The organism is Ferribacterium limneticum (assembly GCF_020510625.1).
GTDB classification, from domain to species: Bacteria; Pseudomonadota; Gammaproteobacteria; order Burkholderiales; family Rhodocyclaceae; genus Azonexus; species Azonexus limneticus_A.
The window spans coordinates 3,143,633-3,165,665 of the sequence record NZ_CP075191.1; the positions used below are offsets into that span (position 1 = coordinate 3,143,633).

23 protein-coding genes and 2 tRNA genes are annotated in these 22,033 nt (G+C 59.5%); 10 read left to right on the top strand and 15 right to left on the bottom strand.

Annotated elements, in window-relative coordinates; all coding sequences use genetic code 11:
• Window positions 1–27: 27 nt before the first annotated feature.
• A complete protein-coding gene (gene ltrA, locus KI617_RS15085; protein WP_404826712.1) occupies window positions 28–1,230 on the bottom strand; it encodes a group II intron reverse transcriptase/maturase in 1,203 nt (400 codons plus the stop codon).
• Window positions 1,231–1,655: 425 nt separating this feature from the next.
• Between ltrA and KI617_RS15090 the strand changes: the two genes are divergently transcribed.
• Entirely contained in the window at window positions 1,656–1,835 is a 180-nt protein-coding gene (locus tag KI617_RS15090; protein WP_226446900.1) for a hypothetical protein, read from the top strand.
• A 150-nt stretch (window positions 1,836–1,985) separates the two neighbouring features.
• Window positions 1,986–2,516, top strand: coding sequence for a hypothetical protein (locus KI617_RS15095; RefSeq protein ID WP_226447628.1), 531 nt, complete (start codon window positions 1,986–1,988; stop codon window positions 2,514–2,516).
• A gap of 320 nt (window positions 2,517–2,836) precedes the next feature.
• Here the strand turns inward: KI617_RS15095 and KI617_RS15100 are convergent.
• Window positions 2,837–2,924, bottom strand: a tRNA-Ser gene (locus KI617_RS15100).
• A 127-nt stretch (window positions 2,925–3,051) separates the two neighbouring features.
• Here KI617_RS15100 and KI617_RS15105 point away from each other — a divergent pair.
• A complete protein-coding gene (locus KI617_RS15105; protein ID WP_226447630.1) occupies window positions 3,052–3,744 on the top strand; it encodes a Bax inhibitor-1/YccA family protein in 693 nt (230 codons plus the stop codon).
• 65 nt (window positions 3,745–3,809) lie between these two features.
• Here KI617_RS15105 and rlmD read toward each other — a convergent pair whose 3' ends face one another.
• On the bottom strand, window positions 3,810–5,108 hold the full coding sequence (gene rlmD / locus KI617_RS15110) for a 23S rRNA (uracil(1939)-C(5))-methyltransferase RlmD (RefSeq protein WP_226447632.1): 1,299 nt from the start codon (window positions 5,106–5,108) through the stop codon (window positions 3,810–3,812).
• A gap of 50 nt (window positions 5,109–5,158) precedes the next feature.
• On the opposite strand from rlmD, the gene KI617_RS15115 reads away from it, so the two are divergent.
• A complete protein-coding gene (locus KI617_RS15115; RefSeq protein WP_226447634.1) occupies window positions 5,159–5,635 on the top strand; it encodes a DUF7931 domain-containing protein in 477 nt (158 codons plus the stop codon).
• A 135-nt stretch (window positions 5,636–5,770) separates the two neighbouring features.
• Complete coding sequence (locus KI617_RS15120) at window positions 5,771–6,055, top strand: hypothetical protein (protein ID WP_226447636.1); 285 nt, start codon at window positions 5,771–5,773, stop codon at window positions 6,053–6,055.
• Between the two features lie 62 nt (window positions 6,056–6,117).
• Here the strand turns inward: KI617_RS15120 and KI617_RS15125 are convergent, their stop codons facing one another.
• From KI617_RS15125 to KI617_RS15150, 6 genes are all read right to left on the bottom strand, one after another.
• A complete protein-coding gene (locus KI617_RS15125; protein WP_226447638.1) occupies window positions 6,118–6,885 on the bottom strand; it encodes an MBL fold metallo-hydrolase in 768 nt (255 codons plus the stop codon).
• Window positions 6,882–8,006: an outer membrane protein assembly factor BamC gene (gene bamC, locus KI617_RS15130; protein WP_226447640.1), complete on the bottom strand. Its 1,125-nt coding sequence runs from the start codon at window positions 8,004–8,006 to the stop codon at window positions 6,882–6,884. The genes KI617_RS15125 and bamC overlap by 4 nt, the downstream gene beginning before the upstream one ends.
• A gap of 15 nt (window positions 8,007–8,021) precedes the next feature.
• Window positions 8,022–8,900: a 4-hydroxy-tetrahydrodipicolinate synthase gene (gene dapA / locus KI617_RS15135; protein ID WP_226447642.1), complete on the bottom strand. Its 879-nt coding sequence runs from the start codon at window positions 8,898–8,900 to the stop codon at window positions 8,022–8,024.
• Between the two features lie 78 nt (window positions 8,901–8,978).
• Window positions 8,979–9,950: a tRNA lysidine(34) synthetase TilS gene (gene tilS / locus KI617_RS15140; RefSeq protein WP_226447644.1), complete on the bottom strand. Its 972-nt coding sequence runs from the start codon at window positions 9,948–9,950 to the stop codon at window positions 8,979–8,981.
• Window positions 9,919–10,887 carry an acetyl-CoA carboxylase carboxyltransferase subunit alpha gene (locus KI617_RS15145; RefSeq protein ID WP_226447646.1) on the bottom strand — a complete coding sequence of 323 codons (969 nt, stop codon included), beginning with the start codon at window positions 10,885–10,887 and terminating at the stop codon, window positions 9,919–9,921. The genes tilS and KI617_RS15145 overlap by 32 nt, the downstream gene beginning before the upstream one ends.
• Window positions 10,888–10,946: 59 nt before the next feature.
• On the bottom strand, window positions 10,947–11,564 hold the full coding sequence (locus KI617_RS15150; protein ID WP_226447648.1) for a DNA-3-methyladenine glycosylase family protein: 618 nt from the start codon (window positions 11,562–11,564) through the stop codon (window positions 10,947–10,949).
• Window positions 11,565–11,681: 117 nt separating this feature from the next.
• On the opposite strand from KI617_RS15150, the gene KI617_RS15155 reads away from it, so the two are divergent.
• A complete protein-coding gene (locus KI617_RS15155) occupies window positions 11,682–12,851 on the top strand; it encodes an EAL and HDOD domain-containing protein (protein WP_226447650.1) in 1,170 nt (389 codons plus the stop codon).
• On the opposite strand, the gene KI617_RS15160 is transcribed toward KI617_RS15155, so the two are convergent.
• On the bottom strand, window positions 12,852–13,493 hold the full coding sequence (locus KI617_RS15160; protein WP_226447652.1) for an MBL fold metallo-hydrolase: 642 nt from the start codon (window positions 13,491–13,493) through the stop codon (window positions 12,852–12,854).
• A gap of 122 nt (window positions 13,494–13,615) precedes the next feature.
• Here KI617_RS15160 and KI617_RS15165 point away from each other — a divergent pair, with 122 nt between their 5' ends.
• Window positions 13,616–14,473, top strand: a complete 858-nt coding sequence (locus KI617_RS15165) for an HDOD domain-containing protein (protein WP_226447654.1) — start codon at window positions 13,616–13,618, stop codon at window positions 14,471–14,473.
• 49 nt (window positions 14,474–14,522) lie between these two features.
• On the opposite strand, the gene KI617_RS20410 is transcribed toward KI617_RS15165, so the two are convergent.
• From KI617_RS20410 to KI617_RS15180, 4 genes are all read right to left on the bottom strand, one after another.
• Complete coding sequence (locus tag KI617_RS20410; RefSeq protein ID WP_264180019.1) at window positions 14,523–14,657, bottom strand: hypothetical protein; 135 nt, start codon at window positions 14,655–14,657, stop codon at window positions 14,523–14,525.
• Window positions 14,654–15,862 carry an MFS transporter gene (locus tag KI617_RS15170; protein WP_226447656.1) on the bottom strand — a complete coding sequence of 403 codons (1,209 nt, stop codon included), beginning with the start codon at window positions 15,860–15,862 and terminating at the stop codon, window positions 14,654–14,656. The genes KI617_RS20410 and KI617_RS15170 overlap by 4 nt, the downstream gene beginning before the upstream one ends.
• Window positions 15,863–15,899: 37 nt before the next feature.
• Window positions 15,900–17,852, bottom strand: a complete 1,953-nt coding sequence (locus KI617_RS15175) for an ATP-binding cassette domain-containing protein (protein ID WP_226447658.1) — start codon at window positions 17,850–17,852, stop codon at window positions 15,900–15,902.
• Between the two features lie 73 nt (window positions 17,853–17,925).
• Entirely contained in the window at window positions 17,926–19,923 is a 1,998-nt protein-coding gene (locus KI617_RS15180) for a methyl-accepting chemotaxis protein (RefSeq protein WP_226452034.1), read from the bottom strand.
• Between the two features lie 130 nt (window positions 19,924–20,053).
• On the opposite strand from KI617_RS15180, the gene KI617_RS15185 reads away from it, so the two are divergent.
• From KI617_RS15185 to KI617_RS15195, 3 genes are all read left to right on the top strand, one after another.
• A tRNA-Arg gene (locus tag KI617_RS15185) sits at window positions 20,054–20,128 on the top strand.
• Between the two features lie 27 nt (window positions 20,129–20,155).
• Complete coding sequence (locus KI617_RS15190) at window positions 20,156–20,932, top strand: spermine/spermidine synthase domain-containing protein (RefSeq protein ID WP_226447662.1); 777 nt, start codon at window positions 20,156–20,158, stop codon at window positions 20,930–20,932.
• 143 nt (window positions 20,933–21,075) lie between these two features.
• Entirely contained in the window at window positions 21,076–21,345 is a 270-nt protein-coding gene (locus KI617_RS15195; protein ID WP_226447664.1) for a hypothetical protein, read from the top strand.
• Between the two features lie 21 nt (window positions 21,346–21,366).
• On the opposite strand, the gene KI617_RS15200 is transcribed toward KI617_RS15195, so the two are convergent.
• Window positions 21,367–22,032 (bottom strand): response regulator, encoded by a 666-nt coding sequence (locus KI617_RS15200; protein ID WP_226447666.1) that lies wholly within the window; start codon window positions 22,030–22,032, stop codon window positions 21,367–21,369.
• Window position 22,033 lies beyond the last annotated feature (1 nt).

A 22,033-nucleotide genomic window follows, 5' to 3' on the forward strand; every position in this document is an offset into this window, starting at 1 on the left:
GGCGGTTCAACGAGATGGCTCGCTCGACTAAGACGTGTAGCCCTGTACCTTGCACCATAACTGCTTGATTCTCGGTACGCCCTGGCGCTGAAGCCAGTCATTGTTCAACGCTTGCTGCATGGCCGGAGTTCGTGCCATGTGCCAGTAGCTCTTGCTGCTGACGCCATGCTGGATCGCCGTCTTCAGGCTGACGCCCAAGGCCAGCAGGTGGCTGATCTTCGTACGCGGCCAGCGCCATTGTTTCCAATAGCACATCCGGATGCGCCTTCTCAGCCACTCGTCCAGTTCCGGGATCGGCCGGTAGTACTCGCTGATGCCAAAGTATCCCAGCCAGCCTCGCACGTATTGCCCCAACTTGTGCATCCGGTACGCCATCGACACTCCCCAGCTTCTGCCGGTGAGTTCCTTCACGCGGTGCTTGAATGCCGCCAGCTTCTTTTCCTGCCAGCGGATTTTGCCCCGATTGATGGTGAAGCCCAGAAAGCCGCACTCGCTCATTCTCGCAACCTTGCTTTTGGCAGGGTTGAGTTTGAGTTTCAGTCGTCCTTCCAAGTAGCGCGTCAAACTTTGCATGACTCGTTCTCCTGCCCGCTGGCTTTTGACCAGGATGACCATGTCGTCGGCGTAACGGGCGAAGCGGTGGCCGCGCCCTTCGAGTTCGTGGTCAAGTTCGTTGAGCAGGATATTGGCCAGGAGCGGCGACAAAGGCCCGCCTTGTGGCGTGCCGATGGCGCTGGGCTCAATGTGCTCTCCGACCAGCACACCGGCGCGCAGGTAGCGTCCGATCAGGGCCAGCAGCGCTTTGTCGTGGATCGTTCGCCCGAGTATTTTCATCAACACGTCGTGATTGACGGTATCAAAGAATTTGGCGAGGTCGATGTCCACGGCGATGGCGTAGCCGTCCTTGACGTGCACTTGTACCTGCTTAATCGCTTGGTGGGCATTGCGGCCCGGTCGGAAGCCGAAGCTCGAATCCGAGAAGCTCGGTTCGAAGATCGGCGTGAGCACTTGGGCGATGGCTTGCTGGATGACCCGGTCCATCACGGTCGGGATACCCAGCAGCCGCTTGCCGCCGTCGTCCTTGGGAATTTCTACCCGGCGGACGGCGAGCGGACGATAGCGCCCGGTTTCGAGTTGGCGGCGGGAGTCTTCCCAATGCGCCCGCAGGTGGGCGGGAAAGTCTTCTATGGCGATGCCGTCTATGCCCGGCGCGCCTTTGTTGGCTTTCACGCGTTTCCATGCGCTGCGCAGGTTGTCGCTGGTGAGGACCGCTGCCAGTAACTCGCTTGTTGCCACTTCTTTCGTCTCGTCTTGGTTCAAGGCTCGGGGCGGTTTGCTCGCCGGCTCGCCTTCCCCGTCTGGGGATAATGCGGATTCGCCGAGATCATGCCGTCTGCTCCTTGTGTTTCGTTGTTTGGTCCTTCGCCGGCCCTAACCCGGCCGGCTACTATGACCGCTGCTGACTTCTGCCACGTCACTTCAGCCATTGCTGGCCGAGGCGCTGATCCGTCATTGAACGTTGCTGCCCGCTTCGGTCGCCCTTGATGCGGGGCAGCCCGCATCGACGCTGGTCGTTTGGGACTGGCACAACCCGGCCACCTTTCGTTCAATTTCCGTTTCCGCTTGCGCGGCAGATCTCCCCAGGTAAGAACGCGATGTTTCCGCGCACAAGCGCCGCATTTACCGTGCCGGTCGTACCGGTGGGCTTCGCTGTCATGTGCCAGCTCGCCTCGACCTGCTCGGCCTTCTATGCAGTTTCTGTCCGTCGCCTCGCGCATTTGCACTCCGGCTTCCTCCAGACAAGCCCTCACGAACTTGCCCTTGCCTTCGGCTAGTGGTTATCCTTGTCGCATGCAACAAGCTCGGTACTCCCACAGGGGACTTCCACCCCATTACATCGCGCCCATGCTGGGCGCACACCTGTCAGTCGAGCTGACCTGCGCGAAAAGCCGCGCTGGCCGCTCACTTCCGCGTTAGAGTTGGCAATGCCGAATCCGCGCAGCCTGATCAAGGAAAAACACGAGCGCTACCAAGTTGACTTGCTCATCAAAGAGCTAAATCGCCGACATCGTTCTACGTTCGAAGTGGTTGCGGAACCAGACCCGCCTGAGGCAATCATTCGGTCCGGTCGAACCACGCGGTGGGTGGAAGTCGTCACCGCCTTTTGGAACGAGGCGTATGCGAGAGACCTGAATTCCTACGCAACACTGGGCGAGACTCACGTGTCAGTAGGGAACGGCCCGTTCCTAGACATGGACGATGAGTTCGCGTCCAAGTTTGTCGTCGCCGTGAAGTCGAAGATGGAGAAGAAAGGGTATGTACCGTTTCGAGAACAGTACGGTCCCGGATACCTAGTCGTTTCCATTCAGTACCCCTTTCTCGACGCACACACCTTTCAGTGCATTTGCGAAGAGTGGCGGCGCGGCCGTGTCGATGATCTCGGATGCTTTCGCTCTGTTTACGTCACATTTCGCGCGAACAAAGGTTATCGGGTTATTCGATGGAAACCGGAGTGACGAGTTCTAATAATCGCCTGCAGCCGACCGGCAAAGGGCCAACCTTAGAGTCCTTTACTGTCGCCAATAACTTCATGGCACCGATCCACAAACGCTTACCGGTCACACTGGGACGAGCAACTAGGAAGCATGGCTCGATCTGTATATGCACAACCCCATGCTGGCGAAGACAATGCAGAAGCCTTTGTCCAGCCGAGAGAGCACTCTCTTGTCTGACCTTAGCACCACACTGCGCACAAGAGAAAATGGCATACCAAATGGCACACCAATTTTCAAAAAACACAAAATTACATTAATAATCAATTAATTAAAAATGCAATTGGCGGGTCCGGTGAGATTCGAACTCACGATGGATTTCTCCACGCCGGTTTTCAAGACCGGTGCATTCAACCGCTCTGCCACAGACCCAATGGGCGCGAATGATACCACAACCATCACCCACTCTGCCCAGCGGCACCAGCCATGAATAATTGAAACTTAGCCCGCGCTCCGTTAGTCTTAGCATCTGTCGAAACAACACAAGGGAGTCTCCCGCATGAACACCAACTTCGAGATTGCCAACCAAGGCACTTCGGGGCTCGCACTGCAGCAGAACCGCGTTCTGCGCAATACCTATATGCTGCTCGGCCTGTCCATGGTGCCGACGGTCATTGGCGCACTGGTCGGCATCCAGATGGAATTCAGCTTCCTGGCGGGTAGCCCGTTCATGGCCTTCCTGCTCTTCATGGGGATTGCCTGGGGTTTCATGTGGGGCATTGAGAAGAACAAGGACAGCGGTCTAGGTGTTGCCCTGCTGCTCGGTTTCACCTTTTTCATGGGGCTGATGCTCTCGCGCATCCTGCAGGTTGCCCTTGGTTTCTCCAACGGCGGCTCAATGATCGCCATGGCCGCCGGCGGCACGGGTGCCGTCTTCTTCACGATGTCGACCATCGCCGCCGTGAGCAAACGTGATTTCACCGGCATGGGCAAGTTCCTCTTCGTTGGCATGATCGTTGTTCTGCTTGCTGCGGTCGCCAATATCTTCTTCCAGATCCCGGCGCTATCGCTGACCATCGCCGTCGCAGTCGTCGGCATTTTCTCGGCCTATATCCTGTACGACATCAGCCGTATTGTTCAGGGTGGCGAAACCAACTACGTCAGCGCAACCCTCGCGGTTTACCTGGACGTGTACAACGTTTTTGTCAGCCTGCTGCAACTGATCATGGCTTTCACCGGCGAACGAGACTGAACACCTTCACCGGTAACGAAAAGGCGGCCAAGGCCGCTTTTTTTACGCGCTGACGAGACCTTCGATCATGCTCGTTCGAAAACGGCAATGGACTCTACATGCGCAGTGTGTGGAAACATATTGACCGCACCAGCCGAGACAAAGCGGTAACCCTTCTCCGTCACCAGCACCGCCGCATCGCGGGCGAGCGTTCCTGGGTTGCAGGAGACATAGACAATGCGCTGCGGTGCATCCTTTCCGAGCGCACGGACCAGCTCAACAGCGCCTTCACGCGGCGGATCAATCAGCATCTTGTCAAAACGACCAAGGGCATTCAGAGACACTTCAGTACAGTCGAACAGGTTGGCCACACCGAATTCGACACGATCCGCCAATCCATTTGCCGCTGCACTCTCCTGTCCACGCCGGACCAAAGCAGCACTACCCTCAACACCGACCACCATCGCCCCGGAGCGGGCAATCGGCAGGGTGAAATTACCCAACCCACAAAACATATCTGCAATCCGCTCACCTGGCTGCGGATCGAGCAGGCGCAAGGCACGGCGAACCATCACACGATTGACCGCATGATTGACCTGCGTGAAATCGGTCGGCTTGAAATCAAACTCCAGACCAAACTCAGGCAACGTGTACGACAGACGCGGCCCGGATTGCGGATAAAAGCGATAGACCGTATCCGGCCCCTTCAGCTGCAAGTAAAAAACGATGTTGTTGCGGTCGGCGAAATCGCGCAACAAGCGCTCATCGACGGCAGTCAACGGGTCAAGAATACGCAAAAGCAGCGCCGTGCAGTGCTCGCCCACCGCAACTTCAAGCTCTCGGATACGATCGGCGATCGACAAGGCACCGAGCAGCTCGCGCAGTGGCATCAACATAGCCGAGACATGCGGCGGCAGAATGGCGCAACTCCGAATGTCGGCGATGTAACTACTGCGCCATTCATGGAAACCGATCAGCATGCCTCCATTTTTCGATACTTGGCGAACCGCCAGGCGGGCGCGATGCCGATAACCCCAAGACGCCCCCTGGATCGGCGGCAACATCATTTCCGGACGAACGCGACCGATGTGCCAAAGGCTATCTTCAAGCACCCTTTGCTTGGCGGCAACTTGGGCTGATGGCTCCATGTGCTGCATGGCACAACCACCGCATACGCCAAAATGGGGGCAGCGCGGCTCGACACGCGCATTAGAGGGCTTCAGCACGCTGACCAGATGGGCCAGCTCAAACTTCGATTTTTTCCGGAAACTGGCGTACTCGACCGTTTCACCGGGCAAGGCACCATCGACAAAAATAGCCTTGCCCTCTTGGCGAGTAATGCCCCGTGCTTCGTGGTCCAGCGATTCGATAATCCCGATCGGCACGGTCAACTCCGAAAAAGCGCGAATTCTATCAATCGGTTACACTAAGCGCCATGGCTCGCGAATTAATCACCTCCTGGGCAGACTATCAGACGGCACTCGACCGGCTGTTGGCTTTTGCCAGCCAGGAAATCAGAATTTACGACGAAGACCTGTCCTCTCTGAAGCTGGAATCGGAACCCCGCCAGACCCACATCAAGCGCATTCTGCAAGCCGGACACGAAGATACCTTGCAGATAGCGCTACGCAATGCGTCGCCATTTCGTCAGCAGCATCCGGTATTGCTGAAACTGCTGAGCGCCTACGGCCATCTCGCTGCAGTGCAGGAAACCCCGCCGCAACTGGCCCATTTGCGCGACAGCATGATTCTCGTCGATGACAAACATGCTCTGATCCGCTTCGAACGCGACCTGCCCCGCAGCAAACTGCTGATCGATGAAATCGACGAAATTCGTCCGTATTTGACACGTTTTCGTGAAATATGGACGGAAGGCGGTGAAAGTGTAAGCGCCACCACCTTGGGTCTCTAATACGCCACTGCCATGATGCAGAGCAACAACCGATGCCCAACAAGAACAATATATTGTTATAATCTTTGACTGGTCAGGTAGCTCCTGATCTCTGAAAACTCAGATTTTGTTGGTTCTTGTCGATAAGGAAACCCCATGAATAAGTCTATTCTCGTTGCTGCTCTGATCGCTGTTGCACTGTCCGCTTGCGGCAAGAAGGAAGAGCCGGCAGCTGCCGCTCCGGCCCCGGCTCCGGCTGCTGCCGCTCCTGCTGCTCAACCGGCTGGTATGGCTGGCATGGAAGCCGCCAAGCCTGCTGAACAAGCTGGCATGGCCGGTATGGAAGCTGCCAAGCCTGCTGAACAAGCTGGCATGGCCGGTATGGAAGCTGCCAAGCCTGCTGAACAAGCTGGCATGGCCGGCATGGAAGCCAAGAAGTAATCCTTCTTGCTTTCAAGAAAAACGGGGCTTCGGCCCCGTTTTTTATTGCCTGTTGAAACTCCCTACGCCAGACTGCGCCAATCAAACCCGTGTTCTGGCGTCGCTACGCCGACCCACTCATTCGAACACCCCAGCGTCTCGGCAATCAGGTCCACTACCAGTTCCGGCCGATTGTTGCGTTCGCTCAGATGAGCTGCCACCAGATGCTGGAGGCTTGAGCAGTCAATCGAATCCAGAAACACAGCGGCTACAGAATTTTCAAGATGTCCGTAACGACCGGCGATGCGCCGTTTGAGTGATGCCGGATAGGCCGAGCGTTCCAGCATCCCGGCATCATGATTGAATTCAAGCACCAGCCCGGCACAGCCAGACAAAACATCGCAGACGTGTGGCGTTGTTTCTCCGATATCGGTCAACACCCCAAGACGGCTACTGGCGCAGGAGAATACGTACTGAACGGGTTCCCGCGCATCGTGCGGTACCGGAAAAGGCAACACCTCAAGATCACCGACAGAGAAGGAGCGGTGGCTATCGATAATCCGCAAATCGAGGCCCGCATCATTTTCCCGGCAGGCAGTCCAGGTTCCATGCGTCATCCATATCGGGAGCCCGAATTTACGGGCCAGCCTGAAAACGCCACCAACATGGTCGCCATGCTCATGGGTCACAAGAATGCCGGACAGATCGGCCGGCTGCCGGCCCAGAAGCTGCAGCCGGGTTACGGTTTCCCGCAACCCGAAGCCACAGTCGAGCATCAGGCAGGTTGCCTCATGCTCGACCAGCAGCGCATTGCCTGCGCTGCCACTGCCGAGCGAGGCAAAACGGATCACTGCAATTGCTGGAGGAGCAGGCCGAGGATTTTCTTTGCAGTTTCGGACTTGTCGGTACCGCCCTCGCTGGACAGAACCTTGACGACACTCTGCTGACCCTCTTCGCTGACGTAGATGCGGTACTGCACCTTGGAACTCGCCGGCTCAGCACTCTTCCAGAATGTCAGCTTGGACAGGAAACCATCGTCCTTCTTGCGGTTATCGACCTCCGGATCGACGTAGCGCACGAAGTAAAGGCCACGCGAACGGTCACGGTCTTCAACCGTAAATCCGACACGGTCGAGTGCCAGTCCGACACGACGCCAAGTACGGTCGAAACGCTCGAATACTTCCAGGGTTCCGGCGCCATCATCCGACTTGGCCAACTTGGCGCGCGGTTCGGCCTTGGCAGCGGCAAGCGAAACTTCAGCCCGCTTTTCTTCGGAGCCCAGGCGCACCATCAGGCGACGCAGCATTTCAGCTTCCAGCTCCGGATCGGCTGCACGCGGTTGCCAGCGTGTGTCGTCCTTGGCTGATGAGGTATAGACCTCCTCCATGCCCCGATGGCTGATGAAAACATCCGTCGTTCCTGGGGTAGCACCCGGCTCGAAGCGGGTACGGAACTTGTCCCGTTCGCCGGTGGAATAAAGGGAGTCCAGCAAGCGGCCAAGGGTATTGCGAATGAAATCCTGGCCGATCTTGGCGCGATTTTCAGCCCAGTCGGTTTCCATCACGCCGGCCTCGGGGCGTTCGACGGAAATGATGAAGCCGGTTTCCTGCCAGAAATCCTTGACCGTATCCCAGAGCTTATCCGCTGGCACGGCGACGACCAGCCAACGCTGATTGCCGGAGCGCTCAACGCGAACCTTGTCGACCTGCGGCAACACTGTGGAATTCTGGGCCTGGGCTAGTGGCGTCCGGTCAGCGCTGTAGGCCGAAAAAGTCGCACTTCCCTTGCCGGCCGCGTCGGGCACCAGATAGCGGTCATCACGCGTCACTTGCGTCAGATCAGGCGGGATTTCGAGCGTCGGCGCCTTGCCGGCTGATTTGTATTCGATCTTGCGCGAATCAGGAAGAATGCCACATCCGGCCAGCGCTAATGCCAGCAAAGAGAGGGCGAGGCCGGAAAGCCGACGATTCATGTTTTCTTTACTCCGTCAGGCGATCAGGCCAGCCTGGCGCAGCGCAGCCAGGATACGTGGTTGGTTGGCTTCGGAAAGCGTAGTTAACGGCAGGCGGATGCCGTTGGGCGTCAGGCCCAGCTTGTGCACGGCCCACTTGACCGGAATCGGATTGGCTTCGCAGAACAGATCACGGTGCAAGGCGAGCAGCTTGAAGTGGATTTCCCGGGCCTTGGCGATATTGCCGCTGGCAGCCGCGACACACATTTCGTGCATCAGGCGCGGCGCCACATTGGCCGTCACCGAGATGTCGCCGTGGAAACCGAGGCTGATCGTTGCTACCGCCGTCATGTCATCACCGGTGTAGAGCGCGAAATCCTTCGGGGCACGGGCGATCAGATCGCAGGCCCGATCAAGGTTGCCAGTCGCGTCCTTGACGCCGACGATACCCGGCACTTCAGCCAGACGCAGGATGGTGTCATTGGACATATCGGCCACGGTGCGGCCCGGTACGTTGTAGAGCAGAACCGGCAGTTCGACCGCCTCGGCAATCGCCTTGAAGTGGCGATAGAGGCCTTCCTGGGTCGGCTTGTTGTAGTACGGCACGACCGACAGCGCCATGTTGGCACCGGCCTTCTTGGCGAACTCGGTCAATTCGATGGCTTCAGCCGTCGAATTGGCGCCAGTACCGGCGATCACCGGAATGCGGCCGGCAATGTGATCAACGGCGACCTTGATCAGTTCACAATGCTCTTCGACGTTGACCGTCGGCGATTCGCCAGTCGTGCCGACGACGACGATGGCATCCGTGCCTTCTTGCACATGGAAGTCGAGCAGGTTGCGAAAGGAGTTCAAATCGAGGCTGCCATCCTCATGCATGGGCGTAACGATGGCGACAATGGATCCGGTAATCATGGCCTGTATATGAAGAAAGTAATCTGTTGATTGTAACTGAAGGCCAATCGCCGCGGAAAGGCGCTTGGTAACAGTTTGTTATTTTTCCGGCATCCAGTGAAGCAAGCCCCGTCCGGCGCGCATTTTGCCGTCCGGCAAGACCAGTTCCGGATGCCGATCCGGGCCTGCCGACTGCAACTGGCGGGCAAACTCATCGAGGCGTGTCGCAACTGGCACTTGCCAACCGAGGCAGCGCAAGCGGTAACGCAACAGATTCTTCAGGCGCGGCAATGAGAGCAAGCGCATTTCCGATAAACGTGCCTCCTCCCCCTCGCCAACCCGTTGCCAGTCCTGCTCGGCCAGCTCATCCAGCAAACCGGCTGCCTCACCAAAATTGGCCGCAGCCTGCGCCAGCGATGCCTCTGCAGCGGGAAAACGCTGGGTGAGGGAAGCCAAGGCTTCGTGGCGGAGAAAATTCCTCGTCAAGGAGATATCTGCGTTGCTTTCATCGTCGATCCAGTCCAGCCCTGCAGACAGGGCATAGGTTTCGATTTCGGCGCGTGAGCTAGTGAGGAGCGGCCTGAGCAAACGCAAGCGGCCGAATTGTCGTTCCGCCGGCATTCCGGCAGCCCCGGTCACCCCAGTGCCGCGCAACAGATTGAATAGCACGGTTTCCGCCTGATCGCTACGGTGATGACCCAGTAACAGGCAGTCAGTAGCCAAGTCGGCAAAGACTGCATAACGTGCCTGGCGCGCTGCTGCCTCCAGCCCCATGCCAGAAGCGGTATCCACGGAGACATGGCGGATAAGCAACGGAATACCCAGCCTGGCGCAATAGTCGGCACAAAACCGTGCCCAGACATCGGCATTCGGGGAGAGTCCATGATGGACATGGATGGCATCAAGCCGCCCGGCAAACCCGAGCCGGTTCAGAAGATGCAGCAGGACGACGGAGTCACAACCGCCGGATAGCCCCACCGCAAGGCGTTCATCCGGGGCAAGACGGGCCGCAAGAAATTTGCCGACCTGTGCATGCAGATCAGCTGACAGGCTGTTCCTTGAAACGGCCATAGCTCATCAGCCGCTCGTAGCGTGTTGCCAGCAATTCGGCGGTGGACTGCCCGGACAACTGCTTCAAGGCATCCTGCAGGGCTTTCTTGAGGTTTTGCGCCATCGCCGCGTGATCGCGATGAGCCCCGCCGAGCGGTTCGCTGACGATCTTGTCGATCAACCCCAGGGTTTTCAGGCGATGCGCCGTGATACCCATGGTTTCGGCGGCTTCCGGCGCCTTTTCGGCACTTTTCCACAGGATGGAGGCACAGCCTTCCGGGGAAATTACGGAATAAGTTGAGTATTGCAGCATCTGCACGGTGTCGCCGACCGCGATGGCCAGCGCACCGCCGGAACCGCCTTCACCGATGATGGTGACAATGACCGGCACCTTCAACTCGGCCATCACATACAGATTGCGACCGATGGCTTCGGACTGGCCGCGCTCCTCGGCATCGATGCCGGGATAGGCACCCGGAGTATCGACGAAGGTCATGACCGGAATGCCGAATTTCTCGGCCAGCTTCATCAGGCGCAAGGCTTTGCGATAGCCTTCGGGACGCGGCATGCCGAAGTTGCGATAGATCTTTTCCTTGGTGTCGCGGCCTTTTTGATGGCCGATCACCATGACCGGCTGGCCGTTGAAGCGGGCCAGACCGCCAACGATGGCGTGGTCGTCGGAAAAAGCGCGATCACCATGCAACTCTTCGAAATCGGTGAAGATCAGCGACAGGTAATCCAGCGTGTAAGGGCGCTGCGGATGGCGCGCCACCTGGGAAATCTGCCACGGCGTCAACTTGGCGTAGATATCCTTGGTCAGCTGACCACTCTTCTTCTCCAGACGATCGATCTCTTCGGAGATGTCGACGGCGGAATCATCCTGCACGAAACGCAGCTCTTCGATCTTGGCTTCAAGATCGGCAATGGATTGTTCGAAGTCGAGGAAACTTGTTTTCATGGACTGCTCGTTTGCTAAGTTGGGGCGCATTTTACCCCAAAGGTAGAAAGGCTACCGCCTCAGTACTCGACAGGCACCGGGTCCAGGCTGCGCCACAGATACCAGGTCGCAACAGAACGCCACGGCCGCCAGCGTTCGCCGAATTCAGCCAGGATCTTGCGAGGCTGTTTTTCACCCTTGAAATAACGTTCGTTGACCGCGCGCTGCAGGCCGATATCGTCGAGTGGAAAGACATCGGGGCGCATCAGGTTGAAGATCAGAAACATCTCGGCCGTCCACCGGCCGATGCCTCTGACCGCGACCAGTTCGGCGATGATCGCTTCATCGTCCAGCCCGCTCCAAGTGGATGGGTCAAGCTGCCCGCTGGAAAAATGGCCGGCCAGATCGCGCAGATATTCGGTTTTCCGTTTCGACAAGCCGCAGCCGGCCAATCCGCTCTCACCAACCGCCAGGATTTGCCTCGGCGTCACCTTACCCACCTGCTCCGAAAACCGCCGCCACACTGAATCAGCCGCCTTGACCGAGATCTGCTGCCCGACGATGGAGCGGGCCAGTGTCGCAAAGGCATCGCCGCGTGAGACGAGCGACAAACCGGCATAGCGCTCGACCAGTTCGGCCATGGCGGCATCATGGCGCGACAAGTCGCTGATCGCTTGGGTCCAGTAGTCAGGGGGCATGCATTGATTATACGGCGACGCAACGCTTAGCCACTTTTGGAGAGAATTTTGAATTATCGCAAAGACTCTCTCTGACAAGTTTGTTAGCATTGTCAAAAATAACGAAGAGAACGTGCAATGAACCATCCGGACCCCGTTTTCATCCAGCCACTGCTCGGCGCTGATGACGCATGGTCGGGTTACAAGGTCGAGCTAGCCGACGGCGCCAATGATGAAATTCTTTCCCGGCTCTGTGCTGCGTCGCAACTCGACGAGTTTGATCAACGGCTGCCGTGGTTCCTGCCGGCATCCAGCACTTGCAATGTGTCGGTGCGCCTTGGCGAGCGCTCGGTCAGCATTTTCGCGGCCCAATCCGCTCCCAAGAGCGAAGAAGCCCTCAAGCAACTTGAAGCCCGGCTCCGCCAGAACAAATGCAAGGTCGGGCTCGCGGCATCGGCAAATGCCAAACTGCCGGCGACCGGCGCCTGGGATTATTTGCTGATCGGCGCCAGCCACGCTCGCTGCCTGCCGCCCTTCACGCTGCACGGCATGGCCAGTCGGACCACAGTCGTCGCCACCGACGTGCATTCCCACAGCGATCGCGAGTGGCTGCTGGGCAACGCCTGCGCACTCTCGACCAGCGAATTCCTGCTGACGCGCACGGCCAGCAACAGCAAGGCCGACATTACCCGGCTCAAGCTGCTCAAATTGCTGACCCTGATCGATGGCGACGCCGATACCGGCGCCCTTGAAACCGTTTTTCGCGAGGAAGCGAAGCTGTCGTACAGCTTGCTCCGACTGGTCAATTCAGCGGCACTGGCCCCACGCAGTCCGATTACCAGCTTTGCCCAGGCGATCAACCTGCTTGGTCGCCGCCAGTTGCAGCGTTGGCTGCAACTGCTGGTCTACTCGGATCCCAATAACGGGCAACACCCAACCCCGTTGCTGCAGAAAGCCGCTTCGCGCGGCCGCATCCTCGAGCTACTAGCACGAAAGCTTGAACCGGCGCTCGATAATCCGGAAGACACGGCTTTCATGATCGGCACCTTCTCGCTGCTCGACGTCCTCCTCAACATGTCCGTCTCGGACATCCTGCATCAGCTTCCATTGCCCGTTGTCATCCAGAAGGCACTGGCGGAACATGAGGGCCCGCTGGGCCAATTGCTCAGCGTGATCGACGCTGCCGACCGGCACGACTTGAAGCTGGCCGCGACATTGCTGGAAAAAATCGGCATTGATGCCGATAGCTATCTCGATGCTCAACTCGATGCCTACAGTTGGGCAGCGAAAATCAGGCCGGCCGACTGATCAACCGAAGCGGCCGCTGAGGAAGGGGTTGTACTTGCGCTCTTCGCCAAAGGTCGACATCGGGCCGTGGCCGGGGATGAAATCGATGTCATCGCCCAGCGGGAAGAGTTGTTCCGTGATTGAACGGATCAGCGTGTCATGGTCGCCGCGCGGGAAATCGGTACGACCGATCGAGCCCTGAAACAGCACATCACCGACCTGCGCCAGCCGGCTCGGGGCATGGAAGAAAACGACGTGGCCGGGCGTGTGGCCGGGGCAATGCAGGACATCGAGTTCAACCTCGCCAAACGTCACCTTGTCGCCGGCTTTCAACCAGCGATTCGGTTCGAAGCTACGGACATTCGGGAAGCCGAACATTTTGCTCTGTTGCGGCATGCCTTCGATCCAGAAGCGATCTTCTTCATGCGGGCCTTCGATGGCCACCCCGGTCTGCTCGGCCAGCGCGGCAACGCCGCCGGCATGGTCGATATGGCCGTGGGTGACGAGAATCTTGGCCAGCGTCAATTTCTCGTCTTCGAGCAGACGCCGGATGCGCTCAATATCGCCACCGGGGTCGATCACTACCGCCTGGCGGGTGTTCTCGCACCAGAAAACGGTGCAATTCTGTTCAAAAGGCGTGACGGGAACAATGGCGTAGCGCATGGCAGAAAAGGGAATGTTTGAGCTTTGGCGATTATCGCATGCCCCTACCCTTGCCCGGCACCGCCCGCCCCCTTAAACTCCCTGAGCTTGATTCAAAAATAATTTCAAGGGCCAATACACACATGCTCGACCACCCGCTGCCGGATATCGAATCCTGGACCCTGCTGTTCAGCAATAACGGTCTGCCTGTCCTGCGGGTTACCAAGCGGCGAATCGAAGAAATGCGCGCCGATCTCGACCGCGTCGATGCCCGCGAACTGGCCCGGCTGATCCTGCAGGATCCGATCATGACGGTACGGGTGCTGGCCTATATCCAGCCAATGCATGGCCGCGCCTTGCAGCGGGATATCACGACCATCGCCAGCGCCGTGATGATGGCCGGCATCGAACCCTTCTTCCGGCACTTCGATGAGTTATTCACGATTGAAGATCAACTCAAGGGGGCTGGTCCGCAAGCGCTGCTCGGCGTCCTGCAGATTATCCGCCGTGCCCAGCGCGCTGCCGACTACGCGCAGGAATGGGCCATCTGGCGCCACGACATCAATATGGAAGAGGTGCGCATTGCTGCGCTGCTGCACGATCTGGCCGAAATCCTGGTGTGGTGTTCCGCCCCCCCACTCGGCCTGAAAATTCTCGAACAGCAAAAAGCCCATCCGACGATGCGCAGTGCCGACGCCCAGAAAAACACCCTGGGTTTCACCTTCTTCGAAATCCAGCTGGAACTCTGTCGCGCCTGGCACCTGCCGGAATTGCTGCAGCGACTGATCGACGACGAGCACGCCGAGAACCCGCGGGTCAAGAATGCCACCCTGGCTGTCCGCCTGGCGCGACATTCGTCGCATGGCTGGAACGACCCGGCACTGCCCGACGATTACACGGATATCGGCCAGTTGCTGAACATCACGCCTGAGGCCGTCCGCCAGCGCCTCGGCCTTGAGCCGATGCCGGCCCGCGAGGCCGACGGCCAGGACGCCGACTGATCATCCGCCACGAATCCGGCGGATTGGCATACCCCACCGCCTGATCGCGCTAACCGCAGTAGCGCAGATTGGCCCAGTCGAGCAGTAATTCAGGGGACTGATAGGCCATGAAAATCAGCGCCAGCAGCAGGACCGCCAGCGCCACACCGACCCCGCCGAGAAACCAGCGCCACTGCGGCTTCAAGCGGCAGCCCCCTGACGGACCAGCGGTTTTTCGTTGATCGGCCAAGAACACAGGGTCGCCAGCACCGACAGTCCGATCGACAGCGACCAGGCCAGCGAGTAGGAGCCGGTCTCGTCAAAGATCCGCCCGCCCAGCCAGGCCCCCAGAAAGCTGCCCAACTGGTGGCCAAGGAAGACCACGCCAGTAAGCATCGACATGTAGCGCAGCCCGAATATCTGGGCGATCAGGCCATTGGTCAGCGGCACCGTGCCCAGCCAGAGCAGGCCGATCACCGCCGCAAACGCCCACGCGACGGCCGTCGTCAGCGGCACCAGCATGAAAATCAGGATCGCCACGGCACGCAGCCCGTAGATCAGCACCAGCAGATTTTTCTTGCTTGATCGCCCGCCCCCCCAGCCGAAAATGAACGAGCCGAAGATGTTGAACAGGCCGATCAGCGCCACGGCTGTCATGCCGACATTGGCCGACATGCCTGAATCGACCAGATAGGACGGCAGGTGCAGCATGATGAAGGCCGTCTGGAAGCCGCAGACAAAGTAGCCCCAGAACAGGTAATGAAAACTGCGCTCGCCGCTTGCTTCGCGCAGCGCCTCGGCCACCGACTGCCCGGCGCCGGCGGAGGGCTTGTGGCCATCGGCCATGGCGTAGGCCAGCGGCGCAATCAGCCCGACGCCGCAAGCCAGCAACACCAGGGCGCTCTGCCAGCCATAGGTGGAGATCAGCATCTGCCCGATCGGCAGCACGGCGAACTGGCCGAGCGAACCGCCAGCACTGGCGATACCAAGCGCGAGACTGCGCTTTTCCGGTGTCGTGTGCCGCCCGATGACGCCCATGATCACGGCGAAGGTCGTTCCCGACAGGCCAAGGCCGATCAGGACGCCGGCCGAAAGATCAAGGCTGAGCGGCGTGCCGGCCTGCGACATCAGGACCAGGCCGATCACATAGAGCACTGCCGCACCAACCACCGTACGCCCCGCGCCATGGCGGTCGGCAATGGCTCCGGCAAAGGGCGAGGCCAGCCCCCAGACCAGATTCTGGATGGCGAAGGCGAAGGAGTAGGTTTCGCGGCTCCAGCCATGATCGGTCGTCATCGGCTGCAGGAAGAGTCCCGCCGTATGGCGAACCCCCATCGACAGGGTCAGGATGATGCAGCCGATGGTCAGGATGACCAGCGGGGTGCGCCAGGAGGCATTGCTTGCGTTCATGTCCACTTCCTCGAATGAGCCTGTTGGAGCACCAGACTTACACCGGGTTCCCGGCGCGTGCTTCGAGCCCTTCCCAGCGTTCGAGCAGCACCATCAATTCGTCGTCAATCGCGGCCAGCCGCTCGGAGACCTTTTGCGCGGCAGCCGGATCGCTTTGGTAGAGCGAAGCATCGGCGAGACGCTTGCCCAGTTCGGCCTGCTCGGCTTCCAGGCCGGCGATCTTGCCGGGCAGCTCTTCCAGCTCACGCTGTTCTTTCCACGACAGTTTTTCGCCTTTCGGCTTGGCCGGTTCGACGGCCTTGACGGGCTCGGCTGCCTTGGCGGCTGCCTTGGCGGCGGGCTTGGCTTCCGCCTTGGCCTTCGGCGTTTCTTTGGCCACGCTGGCCTTGTAGGTCGCCCAGTCGGTGTAGCCGCCGGCGTATTCCTTCCAGACGCCGTCGCCTTCGGCGGCGATGGTCTGGGTGACCACGTTGTCGATGAAAGTCCGGTCATGGCTGACCAGGAACAGCGTGCCTTCGTAGGTCTGCAGCAGCTCTTCGAGCAGTTCCAGGGTTTCGATGTCGAGGTCGTTGGTCGGCTCGTCGAGCACCAGCACGTTGGCCGGCTTGGCAAACAGGCGGGCCAGCAGCAGCCGGTTGCGCTCACCGCCGGAGAGCGAACTGACCGGTGACCGGGCGCGCTCCGGCGCGAACAGGAAGTCTTCGAGGTAACCGATCACGTGCTTGCGGGCGCCGCCGATATCAACCCAGTCCGAGCCCGGCGAAATAACGTCGGCCAGCGTCGAATTCGGGTCGAGCTGGGTGCGGAACTGGTCGAAATAGGCGATATCCATTTTCGTGCCCTGGCGCACGATGCCGGAATCCGGCTTGATTTCGTCGAGAATCAAACGCAGCAGCGTCGTCTTGCCGGCGCCGTTGGGGCCGATCAGGCCGATCTTGTCGCCGCGCTGGATGCGGGTTGAAAAATCGCGAACGATCGGCTTTTCACCGTAGGACTTGAAGACATGCTCCAGCTCGGCCACCAGTTTGCCGCTCTTGTCGCCGGAATCGAGTTGCAGATTGACCTTGCCCATCCGCTCGCGCCGCGCCTGACGCTCAGCCCGCAGTTGATCGAGCCGCTGGACACGGAATACGGCGCGCGTCCGCCGCGCTTCGACGCCCTTGCGAATCCAGATTTCTTCTTCCTTGAGCAGCTTGTCGGCCCGCGCGTTGGCCAGGCCTTCCTCGTGCAGTTGCGCCTCTTTGCGCAGTTGGTATTCCTTGAAGCTACCGGGAAAACTGGCCAGCTTGCCGCGATCGAGTTCGACGATGCGGGTGCACACGCGGTCGAGAAAGGAGCGGTCGTGGGTGATGAAAAACAGCGTGACGCCCGATTCGATCAGCAGGTTTTCCAGCCATTCGATGGCGGCGATGTCGAGGTGGTTGGTCGGTTCGTCGAGCAGCAGCACCTCGGGCGCGACCGCCAGGGCCTGGGCCAGGGCCAGACGCTTCTTCTGACCGCCGGACAGGCTGCCAACCCTGGCGTCCGGGTCCAGCCCGAAACGCTCGATGACGCGCTCGGCCTGCGCCTCGTAGGCCCAGGCGCCGCGCGCCTCGAGTTCGTGCTGCAGTTCCGACATGCGGTTGAGCAGGGTGTCGTGGTCGGCATCCGGCTCGCCCAGCTGGTGCGAGACCTCGTGGTATTCCGCCAGCAGGGTCGCGTTTTCGCCCATGCCGGAAATCACCGCCTCGAAGACCGTCGATTCGGCGTCGAAAGGCGGTTCCTGCGGCACGTAGCCGACGCGAATGCCGGGCTGCGCCCAGACTTCGCCGTCGTCCAGCCGCCCGCGCCCGCTACCGGCCGCCATTGCGGCGAGCAAAGAGGATTTGCCGGTGCCGTTACGACCGATCAGGGCCACCCTTTCACCCGGATCGAGCAGGAAATCGGCGTGATCGAGAAGCGGCACATGGCCGTAGGCAAGGCAGGCAGAGGAGAGTTTTAGGTAGGGCATTGGTCGCAATGAAAACGGCGCCCCGCAAGGCGCCGTGTTGGGAAGAAACGAATTTTAGCCGCTTGCCGGGCAATCAGGTGGTAAAGCGAGCCAACTGCGCCTGCAGATCGGCCGCCAGACGCTGCAGATTCTGCGCTCGCTCGCTGTTGCGCATCGCGCGGCTGTTGCTGCCTTCGGCGGCCTGGGCGATGTTTTCGACCAAACGGGCAATCTCCTGGCTGGCCGAACTCTGCTCGCGCGTACTGTCGGCAATCCCGTGCACCACTTCGACGGTCTGCTGCGCCCGCTGATCGATAATCTCCAGCGAATCTCCCGCCTGCCGCGCCATGCCGACGCTACCGCTCATGTTGGTGCTGACGTCCTGCATCCGCTGAACGGCCCGCCCGGTCTCTTCCAGGATGGCGTGGACGGTGGTCGAAATTTCCTGGGTCGACAATGAGGTCCGCTCGGCCAGCTTGCGCACTTCATCGGCCACAACGGCGAAACCGCGCCCCTGCTCACCAGCCCGGGCCGCCTCGATGGCAGCGTTGAGGGCCAGCAGATTGGTCTGGTCGGCGATCTCGCGAATGACGCCAACGACACTGGAAATCTGCTTCGAGCGTTCGCCAAGCGACTGGATCAGGGCTGCCGATTCGTTGATGTCGCCTGCCACACGCTCCAGTTCAGTCATGGCGCGATAGACCACCTCGCGTCCCGAGCCGGTGACTCCTTTGGCATCTTCAGAAATCTGGGCCGCCTGGTTGGCATTGTCGGCCACATGCGTGATGCTGACCGACAATTCCTCGACCGACGCAGCGATGCCCGATGCCGAAACAGAGGCCTGCTCGGACGCGGTGAGCGCCGAATTGGCGGCATCCTGCAACTCGTTGGCCGCGACCGCCACCTGCGAAGACGACGACGAAACGCCACGCACCAGGCTGCGCATGCTTTCCGCCATCTGGTTGAAAGCCTGGGCGATGACATGAACCTCATTGCGACTACCCGGCACCGCCCCCTGCACCACGGCCCGCAAATCCCCCTGGCTGATGCGTTCGACCTCCTGAACCATCTGTCCCAGCGAACGCAGGCGGATACTGACCAGCAGATAGACCATCGTCGCCAGCACCAGGGCGGCCACGATGCTGACAAGGATCAGCAGATTGCGCAGGGCATGGCTTTCCTCAAGATATTCGTCCAGCCAGCTGCCGGTGCCAACGGTCCATCCCCAGGCCGGGGAGGTGGCGGCATAGATGATTTTTTCCCGCGACGCATTGTTGCCATCGGCCATCGAATACCGGAAAAGCCCATCTTTCCGCTCCAGTATCTGACGCAGTATGGTCCGCGTAGCTTCGGGCAAATCGATCTGGCCGATCTGTTGCTCCTGGAACTTCGGGTGCATGACGAACTCGCCTATCCCCTTCTCGTCGGTCGGGCGGACGATGTAAACATAGCCGGTCTTGCCGGCGACGATTTTGCCGAACTGGTCGCGAATACGCTTCATCTCCTTGTCCAGGGAGATACGCACCGAATAGGCCAGCCATGGCTTGCCATCCGCGCTCTTCAGGAATTTGACGGTACTGAAGTTGTATTTGCCGCCCCGGATCGCCAGCCCCTGGTAATCCTGACCAGCCAGCAGCGCCTTGGCCACCGGATCGCCATCGGGCAGGGGCACACCATTCATGGCCTTGCCTTCCTTATCCTTGAGCAGGGTAGCCAGGCGATAAACCTTGTTGTCGCGGACAATCAGAAAGGCGGCATCGCTCCCGGTCAGCTCACGAAAGGCCTTCAGTTGCCGATCGTTGCCATTCAGGACTTCGTTGCCCAGCTTGACGGCAGGAAGATCCACATCGCCAGTCTTGACCAGACCGCTGCCAGGCTCGGGTTGAATGGCCAGGTACTTCAGGAAGAAGCGCGATTCGTCGTCGCCGCGCTCTTTTACGGATTCAAAAAGCGAATCGAGCATGCTCGCCATCAGCTTGGCCTCATGCGCCAGATTGGCCTCGGCCACCGCAATCGCGGCATTGTCAGCCTTCTGCTGAACGATCAGGGTCATCACCGAAAAGACGACGACCAATGCCGCAATGGTCGCCAAGATTAGTTGTTGAGCGATTGGACGCCGTGCGAAACCACTGACCATGGCAATTTTCTCCTCTGTATTTATATTCGCCTTTCGAAATCTATCATAACGCTGCCTCCGCCAGTACAATGCGGACCTCCGGCGCGTCTCCATAGTTAAATGGATATAACGGCTCCCTCCTAAGGAGCAGTTCCTGGTTCGATTCCGGGTGGGGACGCCACCTCCCTTGGCCTGTCGGCATAGAGCCATGCGACCCAAAAGACAAACCCCTCAGCACTCGGTCGATATCAGCGAAGAAGCAGGCGTGCGCCATCTGCACTTCGGCTCCGACTGGATCCAGGGCGCCATGCGCATTGCCCGCCCGTGGTCGCTGGAACTGGCTTACACCCGCGAAATGATGGCCGGGCTCCTGCTCCGCCAGCAGCCGCACTGGCCGCGCCAGGCGCTGTTGATCGGGCTCGGCGCCGGTTCGCTGGCCAAGTACATCTACCGTTACTTGCCCGAGTGCCGGATGACCATCGTCGAAATCAATCCGCAGGTGGAATTCATTGCCCGGCAGTACTTCAAGCTGCCGGACGACCCGCGCCGCCTGGATGTCACGATCGGTTGTGGTGCCGACTACATGCTGGGCGGCGACCGCCGCTTCGACCTGATCCTGATTGACGGCTACGATCCGGAAGGACGGGCCGGGGTGCTGGATACGGAACCGTTCTACCAGGCCTGTCGCAGCCGACTGAGTGACGACGGTCTGTGCGGCTTTAACCTGCTTGGCTGGAACAAGGGGTTTCAGGGGAGTGTCGAACGCATCCGTAGTGCCTTCGATGGGCGAGTCGCCGTTTTCCCCTCGTGCGACAGCGGCAACACCATCGCCTTCGCGACCGGCGGCAATCCGGTCGATGTCTCGCTCGACGACATGCGGGCCCGAGCCACGCAACTGAAAAAAGAGACCCGGCTCGACCTGTTACCGACCATCAGCCGGATACAGTTCTCGTATCCCTTGCCAGATGGGCATCTCCGCATCTGATTGCGTGTATTTCTTGATTTTTCTGTTTTTTGAACTAAAAACAGATTGTCCCCCACCCATAACGATGACAAGGCGGATCGAAGAAAAATAAACAGCAGGCAATCATGACCTGACTCCTATTTTTCCAATCGAAGGAGGATCCGATGTTGTCGATACAAGATGTTTTGGACTATTGCGACCTTGATCGCGGTGAAATCGAGGCAATTGCGGAACACGAGCACATTCCGATGACCATTGCCGCCGAGATGAGTGAATCCTTGTTGTGCACCCCCGAGGGGGTTTGCCAGTTGCATGTGATGTTTCTCGAAAACATCCAACATGCCATCGAGGCCGGACGGATCGAACACGTCAAGGAACTGGCGGCGGCCTACGAGCATCTGCAGCGATCACATCCGTTGCCAAGCGTGCACTGATGTGAGCGGCGTACTGGCAGGCTAGCTGTGTCGCCCCTGCCCGTAACCGTTCTCGACGGCGTATAGCGCAACTTGGACGCGGCTGCTCATGTTCAGCTTCTTGAAGATGTTCTGCACATGAATCTTGACGGTGCTTTCGGCCAGATCGAGTTTGCGGGCGATTTCCTTGTTGCTCTCGCCCAGCGCCAGTGAGGCCAGGATGTCGCGCTCGCGCGGCGAGAAGCGGTCCCGTTCGGTGGCCGCTGCTTCGTTCCGCGGCGGGTTGCGGACACCCTGAATCAGTTTTGCCGTCATTTGCTGCGAAACGATCGACTCGCCCTGCGCTGCCCGCCGAATGGCATCGATCAGCGTGTCGGTTTCGATGTTCTTCAGCAGGTAGCCGCTGGCGCCGGCCCGCAAGGCATCCATCAGATCCTGCGCATCCTCCGAGACGGTGAGCATCAGGACGCGGACTTCCGGCATTTCCTCGGCGATCACTTTGACGGCCTCCAGCCCGGAAACACCGGGCATGTGCAGGTCGAGCAGGGCCACATCGGGCTTCAGCGAGCGGACACGCTTGATCCCCTCCAGCCCGTCGCCGGCCTCACCCACCACTTCGAAGTCCTCGTTGCGCTGCAGCAGCGACTTGATGCCACTGCGAAACAAGGTGTGATCATCGACCAGCAATACCCGGATTTTTTCGCTCATT